19 protein-coding genes and 3 rRNA genes are annotated in these 25,727 nt (G+C 68.1%); 17 read left to right on the top strand and 5 right to left on the bottom strand.

Going from position 1 to position 25,727, the window contains the following annotated elements; translation table 11 throughout:
* Nucleotides 1-7: 7 nt before the first annotated feature.
* Together disA and radA are read right to left on the bottom strand one after the other, a co-directional pair.
* Nucleotides 8-1,132: a DNA integrity scanning diadenylate cyclase DisA gene (gene disA, locus RKD20_RS19425; RefSeq protein ID WP_028808481.1), complete on the bottom strand. Its 1,125-nt coding sequence runs from the start codon at nt 1,130-1,132 to the stop codon at nt 8-10.
* An 81-nt stretch (nt 1,133-1,213) separates the two neighbouring features.
* Nucleotides 1,214-2,623, bottom strand: coding sequence for a DNA repair protein RadA (gene radA / locus RKD20_RS19420; protein ID WP_424878818.1), 1,410 nt, complete (start codon nt 2,621-2,623; stop codon nt 1,214-1,216).
* Between the two features lie 230 nt (nt 2,624-2,853).
* Between radA and RKD20_RS19415 the strand changes: the two genes are divergently transcribed.
* Nucleotides 2,854-4,530: a BACON domain-containing protein gene (locus RKD20_RS19415; RefSeq protein WP_424878817.1), complete on the top strand. Its 1,677-nt coding sequence runs from the start codon at nt 2,854-2,856 to the stop codon at nt 4,528-4,530.
* A gap of 91 nt (nt 4,531-4,621) precedes the next feature.
* On the opposite strand, the gene RKD20_RS19410 is transcribed toward RKD20_RS19415, so the two are convergent.
* Nucleotides 4,622-5,479 carry a hypothetical protein gene (locus RKD20_RS19410; RefSeq protein WP_424878816.1) on the bottom strand — a complete coding sequence of 286 codons (858 nt, stop codon included), beginning with the start codon at nt 5,477-5,479 and terminating at the stop codon, nt 4,622-4,624.
* 71 nt (nt 5,480-5,550) lie between these two features.
* On the opposite strand from RKD20_RS19410, the gene RKD20_RS19405 reads away from it, so the two are divergent.
* From RKD20_RS19405 to ilvD, 4 genes are all read left to right on the top strand, one after another.
* Nucleotides 5,551-6,492, top strand: a complete 942-nt coding sequence (locus RKD20_RS19405) for a Ppx/GppA family phosphatase (protein WP_424878815.1) — start codon at nt 5,551-5,553, stop codon at nt 6,490-6,492.
* A 117-nt stretch (nt 6,493-6,609) separates the two neighbouring features.
* Nucleotides 6,610-7,434, top strand: coding sequence for a sugar phosphate isomerase/epimerase family protein (locus RKD20_RS19400; RefSeq protein ID WP_424878814.1), 825 nt, complete (start codon nt 6,610-6,612; stop codon nt 7,432-7,434).
* A 47-nt stretch (nt 7,435-7,481) separates the two neighbouring features.
* Nucleotides 7,482-8,093, top strand: coding sequence for a TetR family transcriptional regulator (locus tag RKD20_RS19395; protein ID WP_424883267.1), 612 nt, complete (start codon nt 7,482-7,484; stop codon nt 8,091-8,093).
* 136 nt (nt 8,094-8,229) lie between these two features.
* Nucleotides 8,230-10,083: a dihydroxy-acid dehydratase gene (gene ilvD, locus RKD20_RS19390; RefSeq protein WP_424878813.1), complete on the top strand. Its 1,854-nt coding sequence runs from the start codon at nt 8,230-8,232 to the stop codon at nt 10,081-10,083.
* 58 nt (nt 10,084-10,141) lie between these two features.
* Here the strand turns inward: ilvD and RKD20_RS19385 are convergent, their stop codons facing one another.
* Nucleotides 10,142-12,232 carry a serine/threonine-protein kinase gene (locus RKD20_RS19385; protein WP_424878812.1) on the bottom strand — a complete coding sequence of 697 codons (2,091 nt, stop codon included), beginning with the start codon at nt 12,230-12,232 and terminating at the stop codon, nt 10,142-10,144.
* A 182-nt stretch (nt 12,233-12,414) separates the two neighbouring features.
* On the opposite strand from RKD20_RS19385, the gene RKD20_RS19380 reads away from it, so the two are divergent.
* From RKD20_RS19380 to proC, 7 genes are all read left to right on the top strand, one after another.
* Nucleotides 12,415-12,732 (top strand): SH3 domain-containing protein, encoded by a 318-nt coding sequence (locus RKD20_RS19380; RefSeq protein ID WP_424878811.1) that lies wholly within the window; start codon nt 12,415-12,417, stop codon nt 12,730-12,732.
* A gap of 47 nt (nt 12,733-12,779) precedes the next feature.
* Nucleotides 12,780-13,088 (top strand): SH3 domain-containing protein, encoded by a 309-nt coding sequence (locus tag RKD20_RS19375; RefSeq protein ID WP_424878810.1) that lies wholly within the window; start codon nt 12,780-12,782, stop codon nt 13,086-13,088.
* Nucleotides 13,089-13,132: 44 nt separating this feature from the next.
* The gene (locus RKD20_RS19370) at nt 13,133-13,642 is read left to right on the top strand and encodes a hypothetical protein (protein ID WP_020122522.1); all 510 of its coding nucleotides are present in this window, start codon (nt 13,133-13,135) and stop codon (nt 13,640-13,642) included.
* A gap of 91 nt (nt 13,643-13,733) precedes the next feature.
* Nucleotides 13,734-14,513 (top strand): class I SAM-dependent methyltransferase, encoded by a 780-nt coding sequence (locus RKD20_RS19365; RefSeq protein ID WP_424878809.1) that lies wholly within the window; start codon nt 13,734-13,736, stop codon nt 14,511-14,513.
* A 79-nt stretch (nt 14,514-14,592) separates the two neighbouring features.
* Complete coding sequence (locus RKD20_RS19360) at nt 14,593-15,408, top strand: ABC transporter ATP-binding protein (protein WP_424878808.1); 816 nt, start codon at nt 14,593-14,595, stop codon at nt 15,406-15,408.
* The gene (locus RKD20_RS19355; RefSeq protein WP_424878807.1) at nt 15,405-16,190 is read left to right on the top strand and encodes an ABC transporter permease; all 786 of its coding nucleotides are present in this window, start codon (nt 15,405-15,407) and stop codon (nt 16,188-16,190) included. The genes RKD20_RS19360 and RKD20_RS19355 overlap by 4 nt, the downstream gene beginning before the upstream one ends.
* Nucleotides 16,191-16,275: 85 nt before the next feature.
* The gene (gene proC, locus RKD20_RS19350) at nt 16,276-17,088 is read left to right on the top strand and encodes a pyrroline-5-carboxylate reductase (RefSeq protein WP_398938234.1); all 813 of its coding nucleotides are present in this window, start codon (nt 16,276-16,278) and stop codon (nt 17,086-17,088) included.
* 108 nt (nt 17,089-17,196) lie between these two features.
* On the opposite strand, the gene trpS is transcribed toward proC, so the two are convergent.
* Complete coding sequence (gene trpS / locus RKD20_RS19345; RefSeq protein WP_424878806.1) at nt 17,197-18,273, bottom strand: tryptophan--tRNA ligase; 1,077 nt, start codon at nt 18,271-18,273, stop codon at nt 17,197-17,199.
* 835 nt (nt 18,274-19,108) lie between these two features.
* Between trpS and RKD20_RS19340 the strand changes: the two genes are divergently transcribed.
* The 5 genes from RKD20_RS19340 (at nt 19,109) to RKD20_RS19320 (ending at nt 25,711) form a co-directional block, all read left to right on the top strand.
* Nucleotides 19,109-20,636: ribosomal RNA gene (locus tag RKD20_RS19340) — 16S ribosomal RNA — on the top strand.
* Between the two features lie 304 nt (nt 20,637-20,940).
* Nucleotides 20,941-24,062 (top strand): 23S ribosomal RNA (locus tag RKD20_RS19335).
* Nucleotides 24,063-24,132: 70 nt separating this feature from the next.
* A 5S ribosomal RNA gene (gene rrf / locus RKD20_RS19330) occupies nt 24,133-24,249 on the top strand.
* The 16S, 23S and 5S rRNA genes sit together here, the layout of an rRNA operon.
* Nucleotides 24,250-24,313: 64 nt before the next feature.
* Nucleotides 24,314-24,958: an HAD family hydrolase gene (locus tag RKD20_RS19325; RefSeq protein WP_424878805.1), complete on the top strand. Its 645-nt coding sequence runs from the start codon at nt 24,314-24,316 to the stop codon at nt 24,956-24,958.
* A gap of 69 nt (nt 24,959-25,027) precedes the next feature.
* Complete coding sequence (locus tag RKD20_RS19320) at nt 25,028-25,711, top strand: VC0807 family protein (RefSeq protein ID WP_351990500.1); 684 nt, start codon at nt 25,028-25,030, stop codon at nt 25,709-25,711.
* Nucleotides 25,712-25,727: the final 16 nt, after the last annotated feature.

The raw sequence follows: 25,727 nt of genomic DNA, 5'->3' as shown, positions 1-25,727 counted from the left end.
AGGGGCGCTAGACGTACCGTTCCAGGATTGAGCTCTCCGCCAGGCGGGACAGGCCCTCCCTGACGCTCCTCGCCCTGGCCTCGCCGACTCCGTCCACCGTCTGGAGGTCGTCGACGCTGGCCGCCAGCAGCTTCTGGAGACCGCCGAAGTGCTCCACAAGGCGGTCGATGATCGCGCCGGGCAGGCGGGGAACCTTGGCCAGAAGGCGGAAGCCTCGGGGAGAGACGCCCGAGTCGATCGCCTCTGGAGAGCCGGTGTAGCCCAGGGCGCGGGCCACGGTGGGCAGTTCGAGGAGCTCGGCGTGGGTCAGGGCGTCCAGTTCGGACAGCGCCTCCTCGACCGTGCGGGAGCGCTTCGCGGTGGGCTCGGGGACGTAGTCCCGGACCACCAGTTCGCGTTCCGGCTCCACGCCCGCGATCAACTCGTCGAGCTGGAGGGCCAGAAGGCGTCCGTCCGTGCCGAGTTCGACCACGTACTCGGCGATCTCGGTCGCGATACGGCGGACCATCTCCAGGCGCTGGGCCACGGCCGAGACGTCCCGGACCGTCACGAGGTCCTCGATCTCCAGCGCGGAGAGCGTGCCCGCGACCTCGTCCAGGCGCAGCTTGTAGCGCTCCAGGGTCGCAAGAGCCTGGTTCGCGCGGGACAGGATCGCCGCCGAGTCCTCCAGGACGCGGCGCTGCCCGTCGACGTACAGCGCGATGAGGCGCATCGACTGGGAGACCGAGACGACCGGGAAGCCGACCTGCTTGCTCACCCGGTCCGCGGTGCGGTGCCTGGTGCCCGTCTCCTCCGTCGGGATCGTCGCGTCGGGTACGAACTGCACGCCCGCCCGCAGGATCTTCGACAGGTCGGACGAGAGCACGATGCCGCCGTCCAGCTTGCACAGCTCACGCAGGCGCGTGGCCGCGAACTCGACGTCCAGGACGAAACCGCCCGTGCACATCGTCTCCACCGTCTTGTCGAAGCCGAGCACGATGAGTCCGCCGGTGTTCCCGCGCAGCACCCGCTCGAGGCCGTCGCGCAGGGGGGTGCCGGGGGCCACAGCGCTCAGGGAGGCGCGCATCAGGCCATCGGAACCGGCACTCCCACCGGACTTTCCGGGAGCTGCTGCCCGGTCGTTGGCTGCCACTGCTCTCCTCCGGTCGCGGGGTCTTGGGCGCTCCCGTGTCGCACATTCGGTTCGTACGGACGGGCGAGACCAGGGCAAAGTCTACCGGCGGTCCTCCGCGTCCTGTGGGGCCTCTCGCCGACGGGAGCGCGGAAGGACCCTCAGGGCGTCCCCTATGTCCGCGACTTCCATCACCTTCATGCCGGCCGGGATCTTGCCCGGATCGCCCGGTACGAGCGCATGGGTGAAGCCCAGACGGTGTGCCTCGGAGAGCCTGCGCTGGACGCCCGTGACCCGTCTGACCTCGCCCGCGAGGCCCACTTCGCCGATCGCGACGAGGTTCTTGGGCAGCGGGGTGTCGCTGGCCGCGGACGCCAGGGCGAGGGCGATCGCCAGGTCCGCGGCGGGTTCCGAAAGCTTTACCCCGCCGACCGTCGCGGAGTAGATGTCCCGCTTGCCGAGCGCGCTGATCCGGCCGCGCTGCTCCAGGACGGCGAGCATCATCGAGACGCGGGAGGTCTCCAGACCCGAGGTGGTGCGCCGGGGCGAGGGGATCTGCGAGTCGACGGTGAGCGCCTGGACCTCCGCCACCAGGGGACGGCGGCCCTCCAGGGTGACGGTGAGACAGGTACCGGGGACCGGTTCGTCACGACGTGTCAGGAAAAGTCCGCTCGGGTCGGCGAGGCCCGTAATGCCCTCGTCGTGCAGCTCGAAGCAGCCGACCTCGTCGGTGGCGCCGTAGCGGTTCTTGACGCCCCGTACGAGCCGGAGGCGCGCGTGCCGGTCGCCCTCGAAGCTCAGGACCACGTCCACGAGGTGCTCCAGCAGACGCGGTCCGGCGATCGCGCCGTCCTTGGTGACATGGCCCACAAGGAGGGTCGACATCCCGCGTTCCTTGGAGGCGCGGATCAGCGCCCCGGCCACCTCGCGCACCTGGGCCATGCCGCCGGGGGCGCCGTCGATCTCGGGGGAGGCGACCGTCTGCACCGAGTCGAGGATCAGCAGGGACGGCTTCACCGCGTCCAGGTGTCCGAGGACGGCGGACAGGTCGGTCTCGGCGGCGAGATAGAGGTGGTCGTCGATCGCGCGGATGCGGTCGGCGCGCATCCGGACCTGGCTGGCGGACTCCTCGCCGGTCACATAGAGCGTGCGGTGCTCGTCGCTCGCCGCCTTGGCCGCCACGTCCAGCAGCAGCGTGGACTTGCCGACGCCGGGCTCGCCCGCGAGGAGCACCACCGCGCCGGGCACGAGGCCGCCACCGAGGACCCGGTCCAGCTCGGGCACGCCGGTGGAGCGGGCGGTGGCCTGGCGGCCGTCGACCTGGCCGATGGGCACGGCGGAGGTGGTGACGCGGCCGGGGGTGGTCGTACGCACCGCGGGCGCGCCGTACTCCTCGATCGTCCCCCAGGCCTGGCACTCGGGGCAGCGGCCGAGCCACTTGGCCGTCTGCCAGCCGCACTCGGTGCAGCGGTAGGACGGACGCTCCTTGGCGGTCTTCGTACGGGTGGCCATGCACGAACCGTAACCGCCGCCACTGACAACACGGCCGCCGCCTGCCGGACGGCATGCGCTCCGGCAACGGGGCCGTCCCGTGCGCCGGCACGCGAATCGGCCACGTCCTGACGGGAACGAGCCACCGAATCGGGGGTTCCTGTCCCCTATTGAGGGATCGTTTCACCCGTACGGAGTAAATGTGCTCAAGGCGCAGGAAGAGGCCATGTTTCGCCCCCTACGGTCCACGGATGATGAGCAGCAGTCCGGAGACCTCGACCCGCACCACCGGCGCGCACCGGGCGCAACGGCAGGAGCGCGACCGCGCTGCGGCGCGCACGCTGGCGCAGCGGCCGCCCGCGCGCTACGAGCCGTACCTCGACGGCCTGTTCACCTACTGCATGTCCGTGCTGTGCGACCACGACGCGGCGACCGCCGCCCTCGGTGACGTCCTCGCGCTCGCCGAGAGGCGCGGCGGCCCGGACGCGCCCGGCGACCGCAGGGCCTGGCTGTACGCGCTGGCCCGCTGGGCCTGTCTGCGCAAGCTGGCCGAGGCCAAGCAGAAACGTCAGGCCACGCACGCGGCAGGGCGTCACGGAGCCTCCAAGGAGCACGCCGGGCCCCCGGTCGCGGAGGCCGTCCTGGAGGCGCGGCGTCGCGAACTCTCCCTGCTGGCCTGGCCGGAGGCGGCCGGTACGACCCCCGAGCAGCGCGAGGCGCTCGAACTCGCCGTGCGCCACCATCTAGCCGCCCACGAGGTCGCCGCCGTCCTCGGCATGGACCTCGCCGGCGCCCGCGAACTGCTCGCCTCCGCCGCCTGCGAGGTCGAGCGCACGCGCGCCGCCCTCGCCGTCGTCGAGATCGGTGGCTGTCCGAGCGTGGCGCGGCTCACCGGCGACAACCAGTTCGTGCTCAGCTCCGCCCTGCGCCGCGAACTCGTGCGCCATGTCGACGACTGCCCGCGCTGCCGCCGCAGCGCCGAGCGCGCGACCCCCGGCCGCTGGCCCGGTGCCATGATCACGCCCGCCGAGCTGCCCGTGCTCGAAGCGCCGCGCGCGGTCCTGTGCACGGCGCCGACGCACCCGGCACGCGCGCGTGGAGCCGCCGTGCCCCGCTTCGACCGGCGCGGCTTCCCGATGGACCCCAAGGACCGGGCCGCGCGCCGCGACCGGCTGCGCGCGCGTGCCGTCACCACGACCGTCGTCGCCACCGTCGTCGCCGCCCCCGTGCTCGCCCTGTGGGCCGCCTACCGGGGCGGCCCCGGCGAGGGGGTCGACGGCCACTCCGCCAGCGCGAGCGAGGCGCACGGCCCCGACAGCCTCGACGGCGTGGCGGCGAGCGGCGGCTACCAGAACGCGGGCAACGCGAGCACGACACCCGGCGACCGTTTCGCCAAGGACGGCCGGCCCGACGTCTCCGTGGAGGTCGTCAGCGTCGCGGGCGCCGGCAAGAAGGGCGCCGGACACCTGGGGGTGGGCGCCGGCAACGACGGCGACACCACACTGATCACCCTCACCGCGACCGGCGACGCCCCGGTCCGCTGGTCGGCCACCACGGGCGCCTCCTGGCTCTACCTGAGCCAGTCCTCGGGAGCCCTGAAGCCCGGAGAGTCGCTGACGATCAAGGTGTACGTCGACCACCTGCGCGAGCCGTCCGGGCCCTGGAGCGCGCGCGTGGCGGTCGCACCGGCAGGCGCCGTGGTCACGATCCAGGGCTACGGCACGGCGCCCGCACCGTCCGGCCCCGGCGAGCCGACGACGCCCCCGTCCAGCCCCAGCCCCACGGCCTCGGCCCCCTCGGATCCCCCTCCGAGCGACCCGCCGCCCTCGTCCCCCTCGCCGACCCCGCCGGACCCCACCCCGACGGCCTCGGCGAGCACCACGCCCCCACCGACGGACAGCGAGGCCCCGAGCCCGTCCGCTTCGTAGCGGACGCGGCCGCGGAACCGGGGTGGTGACCGGCGTGCCGTGGCCGTCGGGGCCGTCGGGGCGGGTTCCGGTGGTCGCCGATTCCCACCGCTCAGGCGGTCGGGTCCGCCGGATGCGGTGCCAGCAGGGGCAGTTGGGAGGCCAGGCGCTGCTCGCAGAGCTCGACCAGACGGTCGTAGCCCGCCTTGCCCATCAGCTCGACCAGCTCGGGGCGGTAGGAGACGTACACCGGGTCGCCGGCGCCGTGTGCCGAGGTCGCCGACGTGCACCACCAGTGCAGGTCGTGGCCGCCCGGACCCCAGCCGCGCCGGTCGTACTCGCCGATCGACACCTGGAGCACGCGCGTGTCGTCGGGCCGGTCGATCCAGTCGTACGTCCGGCGCACCGGCAGCTGCCAGCAGACGTCCGGCTTGGTCTCCAGCGGCTCGCGGCCCTCCCGCAGCGCCAGGATGTGCAGCGAGCAGCCCTGGCCGCCCGCGAAGCCGGGCCGGTTCTGGAAGATGCAGGAGCCCTGGAAGGGCCGGGTCTGCCGGTCGCCGTCCTCGTCCTCGGAGATCCAGCCGTTCTCCGTGCCCTCGGCGTGGTGCTGCCAGATGTCCGGAGTGAGTCGCGCCACATTGTCGGCGACCCGCTGTTCGTCGTCCTCGTCCGAGAAGTGCGCACCCAGCGTGCAGCACCCGTCGTCCGCCCGGCCCGCCTGGATGCCCTGGCAGCCGCTGCCGAAGATGCAGTTCCACCGAGAGGTGAGCCATGTCAGATCGCAGCGGAAGACCTGCTCGTCGTCCGCCGGATCCGGGAACTCCACCCACGCGCGCGCGAAGTCGAGCCCCTTCTCGTCGGCCTTCAGAGCCTTCATGGCCTTCCGCGCCTGCTTCGCCGGCTTCACCCGCGAAGGACCGTCGGCAGATACGGCCGTTTTGTCGTCCTTCACCTTTTTCGTCTTTGGCACGCGTCCAGGGTAAGTCGCCCGAGGCCCCTCCGGAGCCAGTGGAACGACCGGCGGGCAGTAGCGTTCCCTACATGAGACTCGGTGTCCTCGACGTGGGATCGAACACGGTGCATCTGCTGGTGGTGGACGCGCACCCCGGCGCCCGCCCCCTGCCCGCGCATTCGCACAAGGCGGAACTGCGCCTGGCCCAACTCCTCGACGACGCCGGGGCGATAGGTCCCGAAGGCGTCGAGAAACTGGTCTCGGTCGTCAAGGACGCACTCCAGGCCGCCGAGGACAAGGGCGTCGAGGACCTGCTCCCGTTCGCCACCTCCGCCGTCCGCGAGGCCAGCAACGCCGACGACGTCCTCGCGCGCGTGCACGCCGAGACCGGCGTCGAGCTCCAGGTCCTCACCGGCGCCGAGGAGGCCCGTCTCACCTTCCTCGCCGCCCGCCGCTGGTTCGGCTGGTCGGCGGGCAAGCTCCTGGTCCTCGACATCGGCGGCGGCTCCCTGGAGATCGCCTACGGCATCGACGAGGAACCGGACACCGCCGTGTCCCTGCCCCTGGGCGCGGGCCGTCTCACGGCGGGCTGGCTCCCCGGGGACCCCCCGACCCCGGACGCCATCCGGGCCCTGCGACGGCACGTGCGGGCCCAGATCGCCCGTACGGTCGGCGAGTTCGCCCGCTTCGGCGCCCCCGACCACGTGGTCGCCACCTCCAAGACCTTCAAGCAGCTGGCCCGCCTGGCCGGTGCGGCCCGCTCCGTCGAGGGCCTCTACGTCCAGCGCGAACTGAAGCGCGAGTCCCTGGAGGCCTGGGTCCCTAGGCTGGCCGGCATGACGACGGCCCAGCGGGCGGAACTCCCGGGCGTCTCCGAGGGCCGGGCGAACCAGCTCCTGGCGGGCGCCCTGGTGGCCGAGGGGGCGCTGGACCTGTTCGGTGTGGAAACGGTCGACATCTGCCCGTGGGCCCTCAGAGAGGGCGTGATCCTGCGCCGACTTGACCACATGGGATCAGTGGGGGGCATTTAGGGGCGCGGGGAACCACGCGAGCAACCACGACAGCACCGCACACGCCCCCGTGGCAAACACCACAACGGCGAACAGGCGCCCCACACCCACCCCGGCGAACCCTTTAGGCTGACCTCCGTGGCAGAACCAGTCGTACGGATCCCGGATGCGAAGGTCGCCCTCTCGACGGCCTCCGTCTACCCGGAGTCGACGGCGACGGCCTTCGAGATCGCCGCGCGCCTCGGATACGACGGCGTCGAGGTCATGGTGTGGACCGACCCGGTCAGCCAGGACATCGAGGCCCTGCGCCGCCTCTCCGACTACCACGGCATCCCCATACTCGCCGTGCACGCCCCCTGCCTGCTCATCACGCAGCGCGTGTGGTCCACGGACCCCTGGGTCAAGCTCCAGCGCGCCCGGGCGGCCGCCGAGAAGCTGGGCGCGAGCACCGTCGTCGTCCACCCGCCCTTTCGCTGGCAGCGCCAGTACGCCCGGGACTTCGTCAGCGGGATCTGGCGGATGGCGAACGAGACGGACGTACGGTTCGCCGTCGAGAACATGTACCCCTGGCGCTACCGCGACCGCGAGATGCTCGCCTACGCCCCCGACTGGGACGTCACCAAGGACGACTACCGGCACTTCACGATCGACCTCAGCCACGCGGCGACGTCCCGGACCGACGCGATGCAGATGGTCGACCGGATGGGCGACCGCCTCGGCCACGTCCACCTCGCCGACGGCAAGGGTTCCGCGAAGGACGAGCACCTCGTGCCCGGCCGCGGCAACCAGCCCTGTGCCGAGCTCCTGGAGCGCCTCGCGCTGAGCGGCTTCGACGGCCATGTCGTCATCGAGGTCAACACCCGTCGTGCGATGTCCGGCGCCGAACGTGAGGCCGACCTCGCCGAGGCCCTGGCCTTCACCCGCCTCCATCTGGCCTCGGCGGTGCGGGTGCCCCGGCGGTGAGCAGCGACCCCACCCCGGCGGTGAGCAACAGTGATCCCGCCCCGGCTGTGAGCGACGTCACCGCCCGGAAGCGCGGCCGACCCCGTCGTACGGAATCCGACGCGGCCGGCACCCGGGACCGGATCCTCGGCGCGGCCCGTGAGGAGTTCTCCGAGCGGGGCTACGAGAAGACGTCCGTGCGCGGGATCGCCAAGGCCGCCGGGGTCGACTCGGCCCTGGTCCACCACTACTTCGGCACCAAGGAACAGGTCTTCGAGGCGGCCGTGGAGGTCGCCGCCGCGCCCGCGCTGAGCGCGCCCGCCGCGCTCGCCGAGGGTCCTGTGGAGGACGTCGGAGAGCGCCTCACCCGCTTCATCTTCGGCGTCTGGGAGAACCCCGCGACGCGTCTGCCGCTCCTGGCGATCGTCCGTTCCGCGGTGAACAACGAGACCGCGGCCGCCGTCTTCCGCCGGCTCGTCGCCGCCCAGCTGCTGCGCCGCGTCGCCGACCAGCTGGACCTGCCGGACGCGGAGCTGCGGGTCGAACTGGCGGCCGCGCAGCTCGTGGGGACGGCCATGATGCGGTACGTGATCAAGGTGGAGCCGCTGGCGTCGTCGGACATCGAGCAGATCATCGCGCGGGTCGCCCCGGTGGTGCAGGGCCATCTGACCGGTCCCTGACTCCGAGACGGGCGTCCCGCATTCCGGACACCCTGTCCCGACCCCTGGATGACCGGCGTACGCTCGTCAGCAGTCAGAAGTCTGATACGACCGTCTCCGAAGTCTCTGACGACCGTCTCTGAAGGAGCGAGCGACGATGCCCGAGCTGAGGTCCCGCACAGTCACCCACGGCCGCAACATGGCGGGCGCACGCGCCCTTATGCGCGCCTCCGGTGTACCCGGTGCGGACATCGGCCGCAAGCCGATCATCGCGGTCGCCAACTCCTTCACGGAGTTCGTGCCGGGCCACACCCACCTGCAGCCGGTCGGCCGGATCGTCTCCGAGGCGATCGTCGCGGCCGGCGGCATCCCGCGCGAGTTCAACACCATCGCCGTCGACGACGGCATCGCGATGGGCCACGGCGGCATGCTGTACTCCCTGCCCTCCCGCGACCTGATCGCCGACTCGGTCGAGTACATGGTCGAGGCCCACTGCGCCGACGCCCTGATCTGCATCTCGAACTGCGACAAGATCACCCCGGGCATGCTCAACGCGGCCCTGCGCCTGAACATCCCCACGGTCTTCGTCTCCGGCGGCCCGATGGAGTCCGGCCGCGCGACCCTCGTGGACGGCACCGTGCGCACGCTCGACCTGGTCGACGCGATGTCCGAGGCCGTGAACGAGAAGATCTCGGACGCGGACATGCTCCGTATCGAGGAGAACGCCTGTCCGACCTGCGGCAGCTGTTCCGGCATGTTCACGGCCAACTCGATGAACTGCCTGACGGAGGCCATCGGCCTCTCGCTCCCCGGCAACGGCTCGGTCCTGGCCACGCACACGGCCCGCAAGCAGCTGTACGTCGACGCGGCCGACACCGTCATGGACATCACCCGCCGCTACTACGAGCAGGACGACGAGACGGTCCTGCCGCGCAACGTCGCCACCTTCGCGGCCTTCGAGAACGCCATGGCCCTCGACATCGCCATGGGCGGCTCCACCAACACGATCCTGCACCTGCTGGCCGCGGCCCAGGAGGCGGAGGTCCCCTTCGGTCTCGCCGAGATCGACGCGGTCTCCCGCCGCGTCCCCTGCCTCGCGAAGGTCGCCCCGAACGTGGCGAAGAACCGCACGTACTACATGGAGGACGTGCACCGCGCCGGCGGCATCCCCGCCCTCCTCGGCGAACTGCACCGCGCCGGCCTGCTCAACGAGGACGTCCACTCGGTCCACAGCCCCTCCCTCGCGGACTGGCTCAAGACCTGGGACGTCCGCGGCGGCTCGCCGTCCCCCAAGGCCCTGGAACTGTGGCACGCGGCCCCCGGCTGCGTCCGCTCAGCCGAGGCCTTCTCCCAGTCCGAGCGCTGGGCGTCCCTGGACGAGGACGCCGCCGAGGGCTGCATCCGCAGCGCCGAGCACGCGTACTCCAAGGACGGCGGCCTCGCGGTCCTCAAGGGCAACCTGGCGGTCGACGGCTGTGTCGTGAAGACGGCCGGCGTCGACGAGTCGATCTGGACGTTCGAGGGTCCCGCGGTCGTCTGCGAGTCGCAGGAGGAGGCCGTCCAGAAGATCCTCACCCAGCAGGTCAAGGAGGGCGACGTCGTCGTCATCCGCTACGAGGGCCCCAAGGGCGGCCCCGGCATGCAGGAGATGCTCTACCCGACCTCGTACCTGAAGGGCCGCGGCCTCGGCAAGGCCTGCGCCCTGATCACCGACGGCCGCTTCTCCGGCGGCACCTCGGGCCTGTCCATCGGCCACGCCTCCCCGGAGGCGGCGGCCGGCGGCACCATCGCCCTCGTCGAGGACGGCGACCGCATCCGCATCGACATCCCCGGCCGCTCGATCGAGCTCCTGGTCGACGACGCCGAGCTCGCCCGCCGCGAGGCCGCACTGGACGGCGTCCACGCCCCGAAGAACCGCGAGCGCAAGGTCTCGGCGGCACTGCGGGCCTACGCCGCGATGGCCACCAGCGCGGACAAGGGCGCGGTCCGGGACGTCTCCAAGCTGGGCTGACCCACCACCCGACACCGAGGGCCGCCTCTTCCGGGGCGGCCCTTCGCGTTGCCCCCGGTCACCAGGAGGCGGGCTCGCGGGCATCCACGGCGAAGACGGTGCCGTCGGGGGCGGTGGCGTAGACGTGGTGGTGGGCGAGGACGGGTTCGGGCAGCGAGCCGTCCACCGTGCCCGAGTTCGAGCCCGGACGCGCCCGGGTCTGCCCGACGAGTCGTCCCTTGAAGACATCGACGGCGAGGAGTCGCCCGTCGGCGGCCGTGAAGTACACGTGCCCGTCGTCGGCCACCGGTTCGGAACCCCGGCTCACGGTCGTCTCCAGATGCCAGACCCGCTTGCGTACCCGGGTGTCCACTGCGTCCAGGGAACCGGTCGCGGCCAGGACGTAGACGACGTCACCGCGCACGGCCGCGTGGGCGTCGGGCCGCGCGACGGGGAGTGCCACCCGGCGCGAGGACCCGGACTCCGGGCTGTAGCGGACGACGGCGTCCGTGTCGCCGTACTCATTGTTGGCGGAGAGGAAGAAGACCGAGCCGTCGTGCACGCCGACGGGTGTCAGGCTCCCGCTCAGCCGCGCCTTCCAGCGCACGGCTCCGCTGGTCGGGTCCAGGGCCGTGACCTGGGTACTGGAGGAGTCGGTGGAGATGGTCGTGGCGTAGGCCAGGGGGGAGCCCGCGAACGAGGTCAGGTACGGCAGGATCTGGCCCGGTATCCGGCCGCTCCACTTCGTGTCCCCGGTCACCGCGTCCACTCCGGTGACCGTCCCGTCGGCACGGGGGAGCAGGAGCGTTCCCCCGACGACGGCCGGCCTGCCGTTCGTGGGCATCGTCCGCTCCCAGCGCGTCCGGCCCGAGCCGGGGTCGAGTGCTTCCAGGTGCCGGTCCTCGTCCGTCAGTGTCTGCACGAGACCGCCGCCGAGTACCGGCGGCCTGGCGGCTCTGGACGCGGCGACGGAGTGCCGCCACAGCACGCTGCCGTCCGACGGGTCCAGGGCGAAGACCAGTCCGGGCCGGGCACAGAGCAACTGCCGCGTCCCGTACGAGCACTGCGCCGAGCCGGTGCCGCCGGACACCGGCTTCGTCTCCCAGGCCGCGAACCCGGAACCCGTCGCGGCGGGGGTGTGGCCCTTCTCCGGCACGGGATCGTCGTCGCCGAGCATCCGGACGGAAGCGAGAATCCCGGCAGCGACCAGAGCCGACGCGACGACGGCCAGGGCCGCCTTCCTGCCGGCAGGTCTCCTGCGTCGCGGTTCCGCTTTCCCCGGCTCGCGCCTCGGCGGATCAACGGTCCGCTGCGCCGGTATGAACGCCTGCGTGTCGTACGAGGCCGCGACCGACCGCAGTTCCCGCATCAACTCGTCCGGGGTGGGCCGGTCCTCGGGCTCCTTCGCGAGACAGCGCACGATGAGCGGCGCGAGATTCCCCGGTACGCCCGTCAGGTCCGGCTCGTCGTGCACGACCTGGTAGGCGACGACATACGGACTGTCGGAGTCGAACGGCCCACGCCCGGTTGCCGCGTGCACCATCACCGATCCGAGCGCGAAGATGTCGGCGGCGGGCCCGACCTCCCGTGGCCGCCGGAACTGCTCGGGCGCCATGAACGGCGGTGTCCCGATCAACTTGCCCGTCTCGGTCCGCAGTTCGCTGTCCTTTGGCCGAGAAATGCCGAAGTCGATGACCTTCGGCCCGTCCTCGGCGAGCAGCACGTTGCTCGGCTTCAGGTCCCGGTGCACGACCCCGACCCGGTGGATGTCGCGCAGCGCCTCGGCCAGACCCGCCATCAGCCGACGCAACTGCGCGGGCTCCATGGGCCCGTTCCGTTTCACCTCGTCGGAGAGCGTCGGGCCGGGGATGAACAGCGTGGCCATCCAGGGCCGTTCGGCATCGGGATCGGCGTCGACGACGGACGCGGTGAACGCCCCGCTCACCTTCCGGGCCGCGGCCACCTCCTGCCGGAAACGCCCCCTGAACTCAGGGTCCTTGGCGAACTCGGTGTGCACGACCTTCACCGCGAGCTTCATCCCCGAGGTGCTGCGCGCGACGTGCACCACGCCCATCCCGCCGGACCCGAGACATGACTCCAGCCGGTAGTGACCGGCGTACTCGGGAAGTTCCGCTTCCGCGCCCGCTCCGGTGTTGCCCTGTGGCGCCATGGAACCACCCCCGTGCTGATCGTCCGCGCGCGCGACGCACGGAGCCTAGTCGATGTCTCGTTCGGGACAGAGGCGGCTTGCTAGTCTCCGCGTGCGAGTTGCGTACATGTGTTTCATGGCGTGATTCAGGGGAATCAACGGGACCCCATGGCAGCCATGGGGACCGACGGGGGAGGGTTTTCATGTCTGTTGACCGCGTGGAAGAGACAGGGGCCGTCAAGGAGGCCGCGGCTGCGACAGCGGCGGCGACGGTTCGCTACTACTCCGTCGCGCCCGGCGTCCGGCTCAACGTCCGCAGCGGCCCCGGCACCAGCTACACCATCATCCGAGTGCTGGCCGAGGGCGTGAAGGTCCCGATCTACTGCCAGACCCCGGGCACGTCAGTGGCCGGCCCGTACGGCACCAGCAACATCTGGGACAACATCAGCAACGGCCAGTACGTCTCCGACGCCTACGTGCTCACCGGCAGCGACGGCTACGTCGCCGACCGCTGCTCCTGAGCCTTCCTGGGGGAATTCTCACGACATCGCTCAAACGCAGATCCGTCATGCCCGCGGGCCTGGCCGGCGCCTTCCTCACGGTGGGTGCCGCCCACGCCGAGGCGGCCGTCCACCACTACGACGTCGCCCCGGGCCTCCGACTGAACGTCCGCAGCGGTCCCGGAACGCGGTACGGCATCGTCCGTGTCCTGCCCGAGGGTGCGAAGGTGGCCATCTACTGCCAGACGCCGGGCGAGACGGTGTCGGGCTACTACGGCACGTCGAACATCTGGGACAACATGGCCAACGGCGAGTTCGTCTCGGACACCTACGTCAAGACCGGCAGTGACGGCTACGTGGCCTCGCGCTGCGGCTGATCCCCGAAGGGAGCCCGCCCCCGTCCCGGAGCCATAATCGTCCCGTGAGCGACGAATCCGGCACCCAGGACATTCCCGCGGGCTCCCCCTCGGGCGGCCCCCGCCCCGAACCGATCCGCTTCTTCGGCACCACCTGGGTGGACCACGGCAACGGCTACGCCCTCCGCCGCGTCGGCGCCGCCGTGGGCTCCCTCGCCGCCGCCGTCGCCTCCTGCCTGATCCTCCGCTTCGCCTACGAGGGCCTCCAGATCGCCGACACCGGCAGCTTCGTGACCGTCCTCGTCATCGCGATGTTCGCGATCTGCAGCGCGCTGGCCTTCCGCAACACCTGGGACAGCTTCGGCGGCCGCCCCGACCCGGACCGCCAGGCCTCGCTCCGCGGCCTCCTGGCCATCGGGTTCGTCGGATCCCTCCTCGCGTACTTCTTCCGGTCCCTCGCGGAGGCGCCCGGCGAGAAGCTGCACCGGGAGGAGTACGAGGCCGCACGCAGGGAGCACGAGCAGCGCGGTGCGCGCCGCACCGGGAACCCCTCGAAGAAGAAGCGCCGCCGCTGAGAGCCATCGGGTTTCCCCCCGGGGCGCCTCTCCGGCGCTTCCTCACCGGAAACTCACCGCCTCCTGATCCCCATCCGGTCACCATGGCCTCATGGCCGCTTCCTTCCACACCGCCCGAGCCCACTCCTTCAACTCCGCCGCCGCCCAGTACGCCGCCAACCGCCCCTCCTATCCGCCCGCCCTCTTCGACGCGATCGAGGAACTCGCCGGGCGCACCCTCACCGGCGCCCGGGTCGCCGACGTCGGGGCCGGTACCGGGATAGCGACCGCGCTGCTGCATGCCCGAGGCGCCGAGATGGTCGCGGTCGAACCCGGGAGCGGCATGGCCGAGCAGTTCCGTCGCACCCACCCCGGCATCCCGATCATCAGGGGCGACGGCAACGACCTCCCCCTCCTCACGGACTCCGCCGATCTCCTCACCTACGCCCAGTCCTGGCACTGGACCGACCCGGCCCGCGCGGTCCCGGAAGCCTGCCGCGTGCTGCGGCCGGGCGGCGCGCTGGCCCTGTGGTGGAACACCTACGCCCTCGACATCCCGTGGATCACCGGTCAGGTCGACCGGGTCGCCGAGCACTTCAAGGACTACGGCGCCCACCCGACCGTCGAGGTGAACGGCAACGGAGCCCGGTCCGCCCTGGCCGACCCCAGCGGCCGCCTCGACTTCACCCACCGGGTGGTCCGCTGGAGCCGTCACGTGCCCGTCGACACCCACCTCGCCAACATCGGCAGCCACTCGATGTTCCTCGTGGCGGGTGAGGGCCACGCGGACATCTTCCTCACCGAGGAGCGGCGGATCCTGCTGGAGCTCTTCCCCGACGGGACAGTCGAGGAGACCTACGACGTCGAACTGCTGGTCGCGGTCAACGCCTGACCCGCCGCGGCCCGCCCCTCCACGGCCGCCGCCGCGCGCGTGGTTGACGGCCCGGACTCGCGAGAGCATTATTCATCGCATGATGAATAAAGAGTCCGGGCCGCTTGCCGACAGCACGGACCAAGAGCCGGCCACCCCCGCCGTCCACGCCGACGGCCTCACCGTCGTCCGAGGCCCCCGCACCGTCCTGCGCGGCCTCGCCTTCGACGTCCCCCGCGGCCGGATCACCGGCCTCCTCGGCCCCTCGGGCTGCGGCAAGTCCACCCTGATGCGCTCGATCGTCGGCACCCAGGCCAACATCACCGGCACCCTCGACGTCCTCGGCCGACCCGCGGGCCACCCCACCCTGCGCACCCGCATCGGCTACGTCACCCAGGCCCCCTCCGTCTACAACGACCTGACCGTCCGCCAGAACCTCGACTACTTCGCCGCGATCCTCGCCCCCGGCCGCGCCGCCGCCGAACGGCGCCGCACCGACGTCACCCGGGCCATCGACGACGTCGACCTCGCCACCCACGCCGACTCCCTCGCCGGCAACCTCTCCGGCGGCCAGCGCAGCCGGGTCTCCCTCGCCGTCGCCCTCCTCGGCACCCCCGAACTCCTCGTCCTCGACGAACCCACCGTCGGTCTCGACCCCGTCCTGCGACGCGACCTGTGGAACCTCTTCCACGACATCGCCGCCCGCCGCGGCGCCACCCTCCTCATCTCCTCCCACGTCATGGACGAGGCCGAGCGCTGCCACCGCCTCCTCCTGATGCGCGAGGGCGAGATCCTCGCAGACGACACCCCTGAAGCCCTCCGCACCCGCACCGGCACGGACACCGTCGAGAGCGCCTTCCTCCACCTTGTCGACCAGGCCGTCGAGGCAAGCCGCACCAAGGAGCACACGCGATGAGCACCACCACCACGCCCCGTCTCGCGCCCGCCCCCAGCAGCGCCCTCAGCCTTTCCCGCACCACCGCCACCGCCACCCGGGTCCTGCGCCAGCTCCGCCACGACCCGCGCACCATCGCGATGATGATCCTCATCCCCTGCGTGATGCTGCTCCTGCTGCGCTACGTCTTCGACGGCAGCCCGCGCACCTTCGACAGCATCGGCGCCTCCCTCCTCGGGATCTTCCCGCTGATCACGATGTTCCTGGTCACCTCCATCGCCACCCTGCGCGAACGCACCTCCGGCACCCTCGAACGCCTCCTCGCCATGCCACTCGGCAAAGGCGACCTCATCGCCGGCTACGCCCTCGCCTTCGGCGCCCTCGCGATCATCCAGTCCGCCCTGGCCACCGGCCTCGCCGTCTGGATCCTCGGCCTCGACGTCACCGGCAGCCCCTGGCTCCTGCTGCTGGTCGCCCTGCTCGACGCCCTGCTCGGCACCGCCCTCGGCCTGTTCGTCTCGGCCTTCGCGGCCTCCGAGTTCCAAGCCGTCCAGTTCATGCCGGCCGTGATCTTCCCCCAACTCCTCCTCTGCGGTCTCTTCACCCCCCGCGACAACATGCACCCCGTCCTGGAGACCATCTCCGACGTCCTGCCCATGTCCTACGCCGTCGACGGAATGAACGAGGTCCTCCGACACACGGACATGACAGCGGCCTTCGTCCGCGACGCGCTGATCGTGGCGGGCTGCGCACTGCTCGTCCTGGGACTGGGAGCGGCGACACTGAGGCGCAGGACCGCGTAGGACTGCCCAAGTCCGGCACCGGTCCCATGTCCCGCCCACCGGACACCCACCCTGCCCGTCCCGGCCCGGTGCCAGACTGAACCGCATGAGCCAGAAAGTCGCAGTCCTCGGCACCGGCAAGATCGGCGAAGCCCTGCTCAGCGGAATGATCCGCGCCGGCTGGGCCCCGGCCGACCTCCTGGTCACCGCCCGCCGCCCCGAGCGAGCCGAGGAACTCCGCAGCCGCTACGGCGTCGCCCCGGTCACCAACCCGGAAGCCGCCAAGACCGCAGACACCCTGATCCTCACGGTCAAACCGCAGGACATGGGCACCCTCCTCGACGAACTCGCCCCGCACGTCCCGGCCGACCGCCTGGTCATCAGCGGTGCCGCCGGCATCCCCACCTCCTTCTTCGAGGAGCGCCTCGCCACCGGCACCCCGGTCGTCCGCGTCATGACCAACACGCCCGCCCTGGTCGACGAGGCCATGTCCGTCATCTCCGCCGGCACCCACGCCACCGCCGACCACCTCGCCCACACCGAGGAGATCTTCGGCGCCGTCGGCAAGACGCTCCGCGTCCCCGAGTCCCAGCAGGACGCCTGCACCGCCCTTTCCGGCTCCGGACCGGCCTACTTCTTCTACCTGGTCGAAGCCATGACCGACGCCGGCATCCTGCTCGGCCTGCCCCGCGACAAGGCCCACGACCTGATCGTCCAGTCCGCGATCGGCGCCGCCACGATGCTCCGCGACAGCGGCGAACACCCGGTGAAGCTCCGCGAGAACGTCACGTCTCCCGCGGGCACCACCATCAACGCCATCCGCGAACTCGAGAACCACGGCGTACGAGCCGCCCTGATCGCCGCCCTCGAAGCCGCCCGGGACCGCAGCCGCGCACTGGCCTCCGGCAAGAAGGACTGACGCCGGCCGGGGGCGGACACCCCGCGTGGCCACCACGCCCCAGGTGGCCACCAAGCGGAGCCGCGAGCCGCCCCCGCGCGCACCCATCACCCTCCTCACCGGCGACGCCTACCGAGCAGCGTTCAGCACCACAGCGCTGTCGACCACGTCGGTATCCCCAGCCGCCGTATCCGAGGTCGCCATACCCGTAGCGGCCGGTAGCAGCCCGATCGCGCGATAGGCGGCATCGACGGTCGGCCGGGCCATGGCCCTGGCCTTCTCCGCGCCATCCCGCAGCACCCCCTCCACATAGCCAGGATCCGCGCACAACTCCTTGTGCCTCTCCTGCACGGGCCTCAAGACCTCGACCACGGCCTCGGCGGTGTCCTTCTTCAAGGCGCCGTACGACTCATATACACCGCTCAGCTCCGATGGGTTCCCACCCGTGCAGGACGCGAGGATCTCCAACAGGTTCGCCGGCCCGGGCCGGTCCTCCCTGTCGTACACGACGTCCCGCCCGCTGTCGGTCACGGCCCGCATGACCTTCCTCCGCACGACATCCGGCTCGTCGAGCAGATAGACGATCCCCGGCCCGGAGTCGTCGGACTTCCCCATCTTCGACAGCGGCTCCTGGAGGTTCATCACCCGCGCGCCCACGTTCGGCACGGTGGCCCGGGGCACCGTGAACGTGTAGCCGTACCGCTGGTTGAATCGCACCGCCAGATCCCGGGTCAGCTCCACATGCTGAGCCTGGTCGTCCCCGACCGGCACCTCGTCGGCCCCGTACGCCAGGATGTCCGCCGCCATCAGCACGGGATAGGTGAGCAGCGACAGCCGCACACTCCCGCCCCGCGCCCGCTCCCGAGCGGCCTTCTCCTTGTACTGGATCATGCGCCGCATCTCGCCGTCCGTGGCCACGCACTCCAGCACGTACGACAGCCGCGCGTGCTCGTCCACATGACTCTGCACGAACACGGTGCACAACTCGGGATCCAGCCCCGAAGCGAGCAACAGCGTCGCCGCCTGCCGACTCAGTCGGCGCACCCGCGCCGGATCATGGTCGACGGTCAGGGCGTGCAGGTCGACGATGCAGAACAGCGACTCCGCCCGGTGCTGGTCGACCGCGGCCCACTGCCGCATGGCTCCCAGGTAGTTCCCCAGCGTCAGATGCCCCGTCGGCTTGACCCCGCTGAAAACCCGCGTCATCTCTCCACCTCCTGGTCGAGACCGCCGTCCCCGGCCGGCCGGCCCTCAGGAGTCCTGGAGGGAGATACGCGAACGGCCGCCGAGAAGGCGGCCGTTGAGTGCATACGTGCTTACGGCCGCCGTCAGGCGGCCCACCACTGCTGGGTGCACGTACGCGTTGTCATGCGGGCCAGACTACGCCTCCACGAGCCCGTCCGGACCTGAGTTGACACTCCCCAGCCCGGTACGTAGTGTTCTCCGAGTTGTCCGACGTGAGCGCCGACCCCGGTCGGTCCCCGGACAGCCATTCCGCAGGTACCAACCAACAAACGACGACAGTCGCTCTGTCTGCCGTCGCTGTATTGGCGTGTGTATTCGCGAAATGAGGAATCCACGTTCGAAAGGACGCTGGCCCCCGATTAGCTCGGGAGCCGGGAATCCGCTAAAGTCTCACTCGTCGGAACGGCCCAACGGCTGGGAAGACAAGCCCCCTGACTGGGAATCAGGCCCGAAAGGATCTGATAGAGTCGGAGTCGCCGGAAAGGGAAACGCGAGAGCGGGAACCTGGAAAGCACCGAGGAAATCGGAACCGGAAACGGTCTGATAGAGTCGGAAACGCAAGACCGAAGGGAAAAGCCCGGAGGAAAGCCCGAGAGGGTGAGTACAAAGGAAGCGTCCGTTCCTTGAGAACTCAACAGCGTGCCAAAAATCAACGCCAGATATGTTGATACCCCGTCTCCAGCATCTGCTGGGACGAGGTTCCTTTGAAATAAACACAGCGAGGACGCTGTGAACGACCGCCTTATTCCGGTGGTTGTTCCGCTCTCGTGTGTGTGCACCCGATTACGGGTAAACATTCACGGAGAGTTTGATCCTGGCTCAGGACGAACGCTGGCGGCGTGCTTAACACATGCAAGTCGAACGATGAACCACTTCGGTGGGGATTAGTGGCGAACGGGTGAGTAACACGTGGGCAATCTGCCCTTCACTCTGGGACAAGCCCTGGAAACGGGGTCTAATACCGGATATCACTGCCACTCGCATGGGTGGTGGTTGAAAGCTCCGGCGGTGAAGGATGAGCCCGCGGCCTATCAGCTTGTTGGTGAGGTAATGGCTCACCAAGGCGACGACGGGTAGCCGGCCTGAGAGGGCGACCGGCCACACTGGGACTGAGACACGGCCCAGACTCCTACGGGAGGCAGCAGTGGGGAATATTGCACAATGGGCGAAAGCCTGATGCAGCGACGCCGCGTGAGGGATGACGGCCTTCGGGTTGTAAACCTCTTTCAGCAGGGAAGAAGCGAAAGTGACGGTACCTGCAGAAGAAGCGCCGGCTAACTACGTGCCAGCAGCCGCGGTAATACGTAGGGCGCAAGCGTTGTCCGGAATTATTGGGCGTAAAGAGCTCGTAGGCGGCTTGTCACGTCGGGTGTGAAAGCCCGGGGCTTAACCCCGGGTCTGCATTCGATACGGGCTAGCTAGAGTGTGGTAGGGGAGATCGGAATTCCTGGTGTAGCGGTGAAATGCGCAGATATCAGGAGGAACACCGGTGGCGAAGGCGGATCTCTGGGCCATTACTGACGCTGAGGAGCGAAAGCGTGGGGAGCGAACAGGATTAGATACCCTGGTAGTCCACGCCGTAAACGGTGGGAACTAGGTGTTGGCGACATTCCACGTCGTCGGTGCCGCAGCTAACGCATTAAGTTCCCCGCCTGGGGAGTACGGCCGCAAGGCTAAAACTCAAAGGAATTGACGGGGGCCCGCACAAGCAGCGGAGCATGTGGCTTAATTCGACGCAACGCGAAGAACCTTACCAAGGCTTGACATACGCCGGAAAGCATCAGAGATGGTGCCCCCCTTGTGGTCGGTGTACAGGTGGTGCATGGCTGTCGTCAGCTCGTGTCGTGAGATGTTGGGTTAAGTCCCGCAACGAGCGCAACCCTTGTCCTGTGTTGCCAGCATGCCCTTCGGGGTGATGGGGACTCACAGGAGACCGCCGGGGTCAACTCGGAGGAAGGTGGGGACGACGTCAAGTCATCATGCCCCTTATGTCTTGGGCTGCACACGTGCTACAATGGCAGGTACAATGAGCTGCGATACCGCGAGGTGGAGCGAATCTCAAAAAGCCTGTCTCAGTTCGGATTGGGGTCTGCAACTCGACCCCATGAAGTCGGAGTTGCTAGTAATCGCAGATCAGCATTGCTGCGGTGAATACGTTCCCGGGCCTTGTACACACCGCCCGTCACGTCACGAAAGTCGGTAACACCCGAAGCCGGTGGCCCAACCCCCTTGTGGGGAGGGAGCTGTCGAAGGTGGGACTGGCGATTGGGACGAAGTCGTAACAAGGTAGCCGTACCGGAAGGTGCGGCTGGATCACCTCCTTTCTAAGGAGCATCTAGGCCGCCAAGCTTGCTTGGTGGTCCAGGGCCAGTACATCGGCGTACGTCCGATGCTGGTTGCTCATGGGTGGAACGTTGATTATTCGGCATTTTCAGTCATCTCGGGCTGCCAGTACTGCTCTTCGGAGCGTGGAAAGCTGATCACGAGTGGCGGAGGTGTCGGGCACGCTGTTGGGTGTCTGAGGGAATGAACGCCCTCGATGCCGGCCCCAGTGAACTCGCCTGTGAGGGCGGGGTGATGGGTGGCTGGTCGTTGTTTGAGAACTGCACAGTGGACGCGAGCATCTGTGGCCAAGTTTTTAAGGGCGCACGGTGGATGCCTTGGCACCAGGAACCGATGAAGGACGTGGGAGGCCACGATAGTCCCCGGGGAGTCGTCAACCAGGCTTTGATCCGGGGGTTTCCGAATGGGGAAACCCGGCAGTCGTCATGGGCTGTCACCCATACCTGAACACATAGGGTATGTGGAGGGAACGCGGGGAAGTGAAACATCTCAGTACCCGCAGGAAGAGAAAACAACCGTGATTCCGGGAGTAGTGGCGAGCGAAACCGGATGAGGCCAAACCGTATGCGTGTGAGACCCGGCAGGGGTTGCGCATTCGGGGTTGTGGGATCTCTCTTTCACAGTCTGCCGGCTGTGAGACGAGTCAGAAACCGTTGATGTAGGCGAAGGACATGCGAAAGGTCCGGCGTAGAGGGTAAGACCCCCGTAGTCGAAACATCAGCGGCTCGTTTGAGAGACACCCAAGTAGCACGGGGCCCGAGAAATCCCGTGTGAATCTGGCGGGACCACCCGCTAAGCCTAAATATTCCCTGGTGACCGATAGCGGATAGTACCGTGAGGGAATGGTGAAAAGTACCGCGGGAGCGGAGTGAAATAGTACCTGAAACCGTGTGCCTACAAGCCGTGGGAGCGTCGCGCATTGAGTTTACTCAATGCGTCGTGACTGCGTGCCTTTTGAAGAATGAGCCTGCGAGTTTGCGGTGTGTTGCGAGGTTAACCCGGGTGGGGTAGCCGTAGCGAAAGCGAGTCCTAATAGGGCGTTTCAGTAGCACGCTCAAGACCCGAAGCGGAGTGATCTAGCCATGGGCAGGTTGAAGCGGAGGTAAGACTTCGTGGAGGACCGAACCCACCAGGGTTGAAAACCTGGGGGATGACCTGTGGTTAGGGGTGAAAGGCCAATCAAACTCCGTGATAGCTGGTTCTCCCCGAAATGCATTTAGGTGCAGCGTCGTGTGTTTCTTGCCGGAGGTAGAGCACTGGATAGGCGATGGGCCCTACCGGGTTACTGACCTTAGCCAAACTCCGAATGCCGGTAAGTGAGAGCGCGGCAGTGAGACTGTGGGGGATAAGCTCCATGGTCGAGAGGGAAACAGCCCAGAGCATCGACTAAGGCCCCTAAGCGTACGCTAAGTGGGAAAGGATGTGGAGTCGCAGAGACAACCAGGAGGTTGGCTTAGAAGCAGCCACCCTTGAAAGAGTGCGTAATAGCTCACTGGTCTAGTGATTCCGCGCCGACAATGTAGCGGGGCTCAAGCGTACCGCCGAAGTCGTGTCATTGCAGCAATACGCCCAACGGCGGCTGTGATGGGTAGGGGAGCGTCGTGTGCCGGGTGAAGCTGCAGCGGAAGCTAGTGGTGGACGGTTCACGAGTGAGAATGCAGGCATGAGTAGCGATACACACGTGGGAAACGTGTGCGCCGATTGACTAAGGGTTCCTGGGTCAAGCTGATCTGCCCAGGGTAAGTCGGGACCTAAGGCGAGGCCGACAGGCGTAGTCGATGGATAACCGGTTGATATTCCGGTACCCGCTGTGAAGCGTCAAACATCGAACCCATTGATGCTAAGGCCGTGAAGCCGTTCCGGACCCTTCGGGGAAAGGAAAGTGGTGGAGCCGCTGATCCAAGGTGGTAGTAGGTGAGTGATGGGGTGACGCAGGAAGGTAGTCCAGCCCGGGCGGTGGTTGTCCCGGGGTAAGGGTGTAGGCCGTGTGATAGGTAAATCCGTCGCACATGAGGCTGAGACCTGATGCCGAGCCGATTGTGGTGAAGTGGATGATCCTATGCTGTCGAGAAAAGCCTCTAGCGAGTTTCATGGCGGCCCGTACCCTAAACCGACTCAGGTGGTCAGGTAGAGAATACCGAGGCGTTCGGGTGAACTATGGTTAAGGAACTCGGCAAAATGCCCCCGTAACTTCGGGAGAAGGGGGGCCATCACCGGTGATCCGTTTTACACGGTGAGCTGGGGGTGGCCGCAGAGACCAGCGAGAAGCGACTGTTTACTAAAAACACAGGTCCGTGCGAAGCCGTAAGGCGATGTATACGGACTGACGCCTGCCCGGTGCTGGAACGTTAAGGGGACCGGTTAGTCACATTTCGGTGTGGCGAAGCTGAGAACTTAAGCGCCAGTAAACGGCGGTGGTAACTATAACCATCCTAAGGTAGCGAAATTCCTTGTCGGGTAAGTTCCGACCTGCACGAATGGCGTAACGACTTCTCGACTGTCTCAACCATAGGCCCGGTGAAATTGCACTACGAGTAAAGATGCTCGTTTCGCGCAGCAGGACGGAAAGACCCCGGGACCTTTACTACAGTTTGATATTGGTGTTCGGTTCGGCTTGTGTAGGATAGCTGGGAGACTGTGAACTCTGGACGCCAGTTCAGGGGGAGTCGTCGTTGAAATACCAGTCTGGTCGTGCTGGATGTCTAACCTGGGTCCGTGATCCGGATCAGGGACAGTGTCTGATGGGTAGTTTAACTGGGGCGGTTGCCTCCTAAAGAGTAACGGAGGCGCCCAAAGGTTCCCTCAGCCTGGTTGGTAATCAGGTGTTGAGTGTAAGTGCACAAGGGAGCTTGACTGTGAGACCGACGGGTCGAGCAGGGACGAAAGTCGGGACTAGTGATCCGGCGGTGGCTTGTGGAAGCGCCGTCGCTCAACGGATAAAAGGTACCCCGGGGATAACAGGCTGATCTTCCCCAAGAGTCCATATCGACGGGATGGTTTGGCACCTCGATGTCGGCTCGTCGCATCCTGGGGCTGGAGTCGGTCCCAAGGGTTGGGCTGTTCGCCCATTAAAGCGGTACGCGAGCTGGGTTTAGAACGTCGTGAGACAGTTCGGTCCCTATCCGCTGTGCGCGTAGGAGTCTTGAGAAGGGCTGTCCCTAGTACGAGAGGACCGGGACGGACGAACCTCTGGTGTGCCAGTTGTCCTGCCAAGGGCATGGCTGGTTGGCTACGTTCGGGAGGGATAACCGCTGAAAGCATCTAAGCGGGAAGCCTGCTTCGAGATGAGGACTCCCACCCCCTTGAGGGGTTAAGGCTCCCAGTAGACGACTGGGTTGATAGGCCGGATCTGGAAGCCCAGTAATGGGTGGAGGTGACCGGTACTAATAGGCCGAGGGCTTGTCCTCAGTTGCTCGCGTCCACTGTGTTAGTTCTGAGGCAACGACTGTGTCTTTTTCCGGTCGAACTTCATAGTGTTTCGGTGGTCATAGCGTGAGGGAAACGCCCGGTTACATTCCGAACCCGGAAGCTAAGCCTTACAGCGCCGATGGTACTGCAGGGGGGACCCTGTGGGAGAGTAGGACACCGCCGAACTCCTTTTAGAGTGGAAAGGCCCACACCTTATGGTGTGGGCCTTTCTGCGTTTATGGTCAACAGCATGCGCTATGACCTCGTCATCTTCGACAACGACGGCGTGCTCGTCGACAGTGAGCCGATCTCCAACCGGCATCTCGCCGCCTATCTGACGGAGCTCGGGCACCCGACCTCCTACGAGGACTCGATCCGGGACTACATGGGCTCCGCCATGCACCGGATTCACGATCTCGTCCTGGAGCGGACCGGGCGGCGGCTGCCGGAGGACTTCGACGACGTCTTCCATGCCAGGGTCTTCGCCGCGTTCGAGCGGGAGTTGAAGGCCGTGGCCGGCGTGACCGGCGTACTGGAGAAGCTGACGGCGGACGGGGTGCCGTACTGTGTCGCGTCCTCCGGGAGTCATGAGCGGATCCGGGTGGGGCATCGGGCGACCGGGCTCGACCGGTGGTTCGAGGACGAGCGGATCTTCAGTTCGCAGGATGTGGGGCGGGGGAAGCCGGCGCCGGACCTGTTTCTCCATGCCGCCGAGCGGATGGGGGTCCAGCCCGGGCGGTGTGTGGTGGTCGAGGACAGCCCGCTCGGGGTACAGGCGGCTGTCGCGGCCGGGATGGCCGTCTGTGGGTTCACCGCCATGACGCCCGCCGCCAAACTGGCGGGGGCGACGCAACTCTTCTCCGACATGGGTGAGTTGGCGGACCTGCTCGTCTGACATTTGTCATGCCGAGGTCCGGACGATCGTTTCTACTGGCACCCCCTCGCCGGACGAGAAGCTGAGGGCATGACGACGAAGACGAACTCGAAGCGCGCGAACCTGGCTCCCCTGATCGTGGACGTGGCTGTGCCGATCGGGGCGTACTACCTGCTCAAGGACGGGCTCGGGATGAGCACGCTGATGGCGCTGGGCCTCAGCAGTGTCGTGCCGGCCGTGCGGACCGGCTGGAGTGTGGTGAAGGAGCGGACGGTCAACGGTCTCGCCGCCCTCATCCTTGTCGTCAACATCGCGGGGCTGCTCCTCAGCTTCGTGGCCGGCGACCCGCGGCTGATGCTCGCCAAGGACAGCGGGGTCAGCAGTGTGATCGGGATCGGCGTCCTCGTCTCCGTCGCGCTGGGGAGGCCGATGATGACCGCGGGCATGAAGCCCTGGCTGGTGAAGGGGATCGCGGAGCGGGAGGCCGCCTGGGGACGGCTCCTGGCCGGGTCGGCGGACTTCCGGCGGGCCGAGCGGCGGTTCTCCGTGGTGTGGGGTGTCGTCCTGCTGACGGAGTGCGTGCTGCGGGTCGTGGGGGCGTACACGCTGCCGGTGGACACGATGGTGTGGCTCGGGTCCGTGGTCATGGTCGTGTCGATGGCGGTGGCCTTCCTGGTCAGCGGGGCGATCGGGGCCGGCCCGATGGCCCGGATGCTGATCGCCGAGACGAAGACCTGCGCCCCCGCGAGGCCCGAGGTCGCCCTCGCCCGATAAAGCTGAGGGAAACTCA

The sequence above is a fragment of the Streptomyces sp. SLBN-8D4 genome (assembly GCF_049739545.1).
GTDB lineage: Bacteria > Actinomycetota > Actinomycetes > Streptomycetales > Streptomycetaceae > Streptomyces > Streptomyces canus_C.
This window is presented reverse-complemented; position numbering and strand designations above follow the sequence as displayed.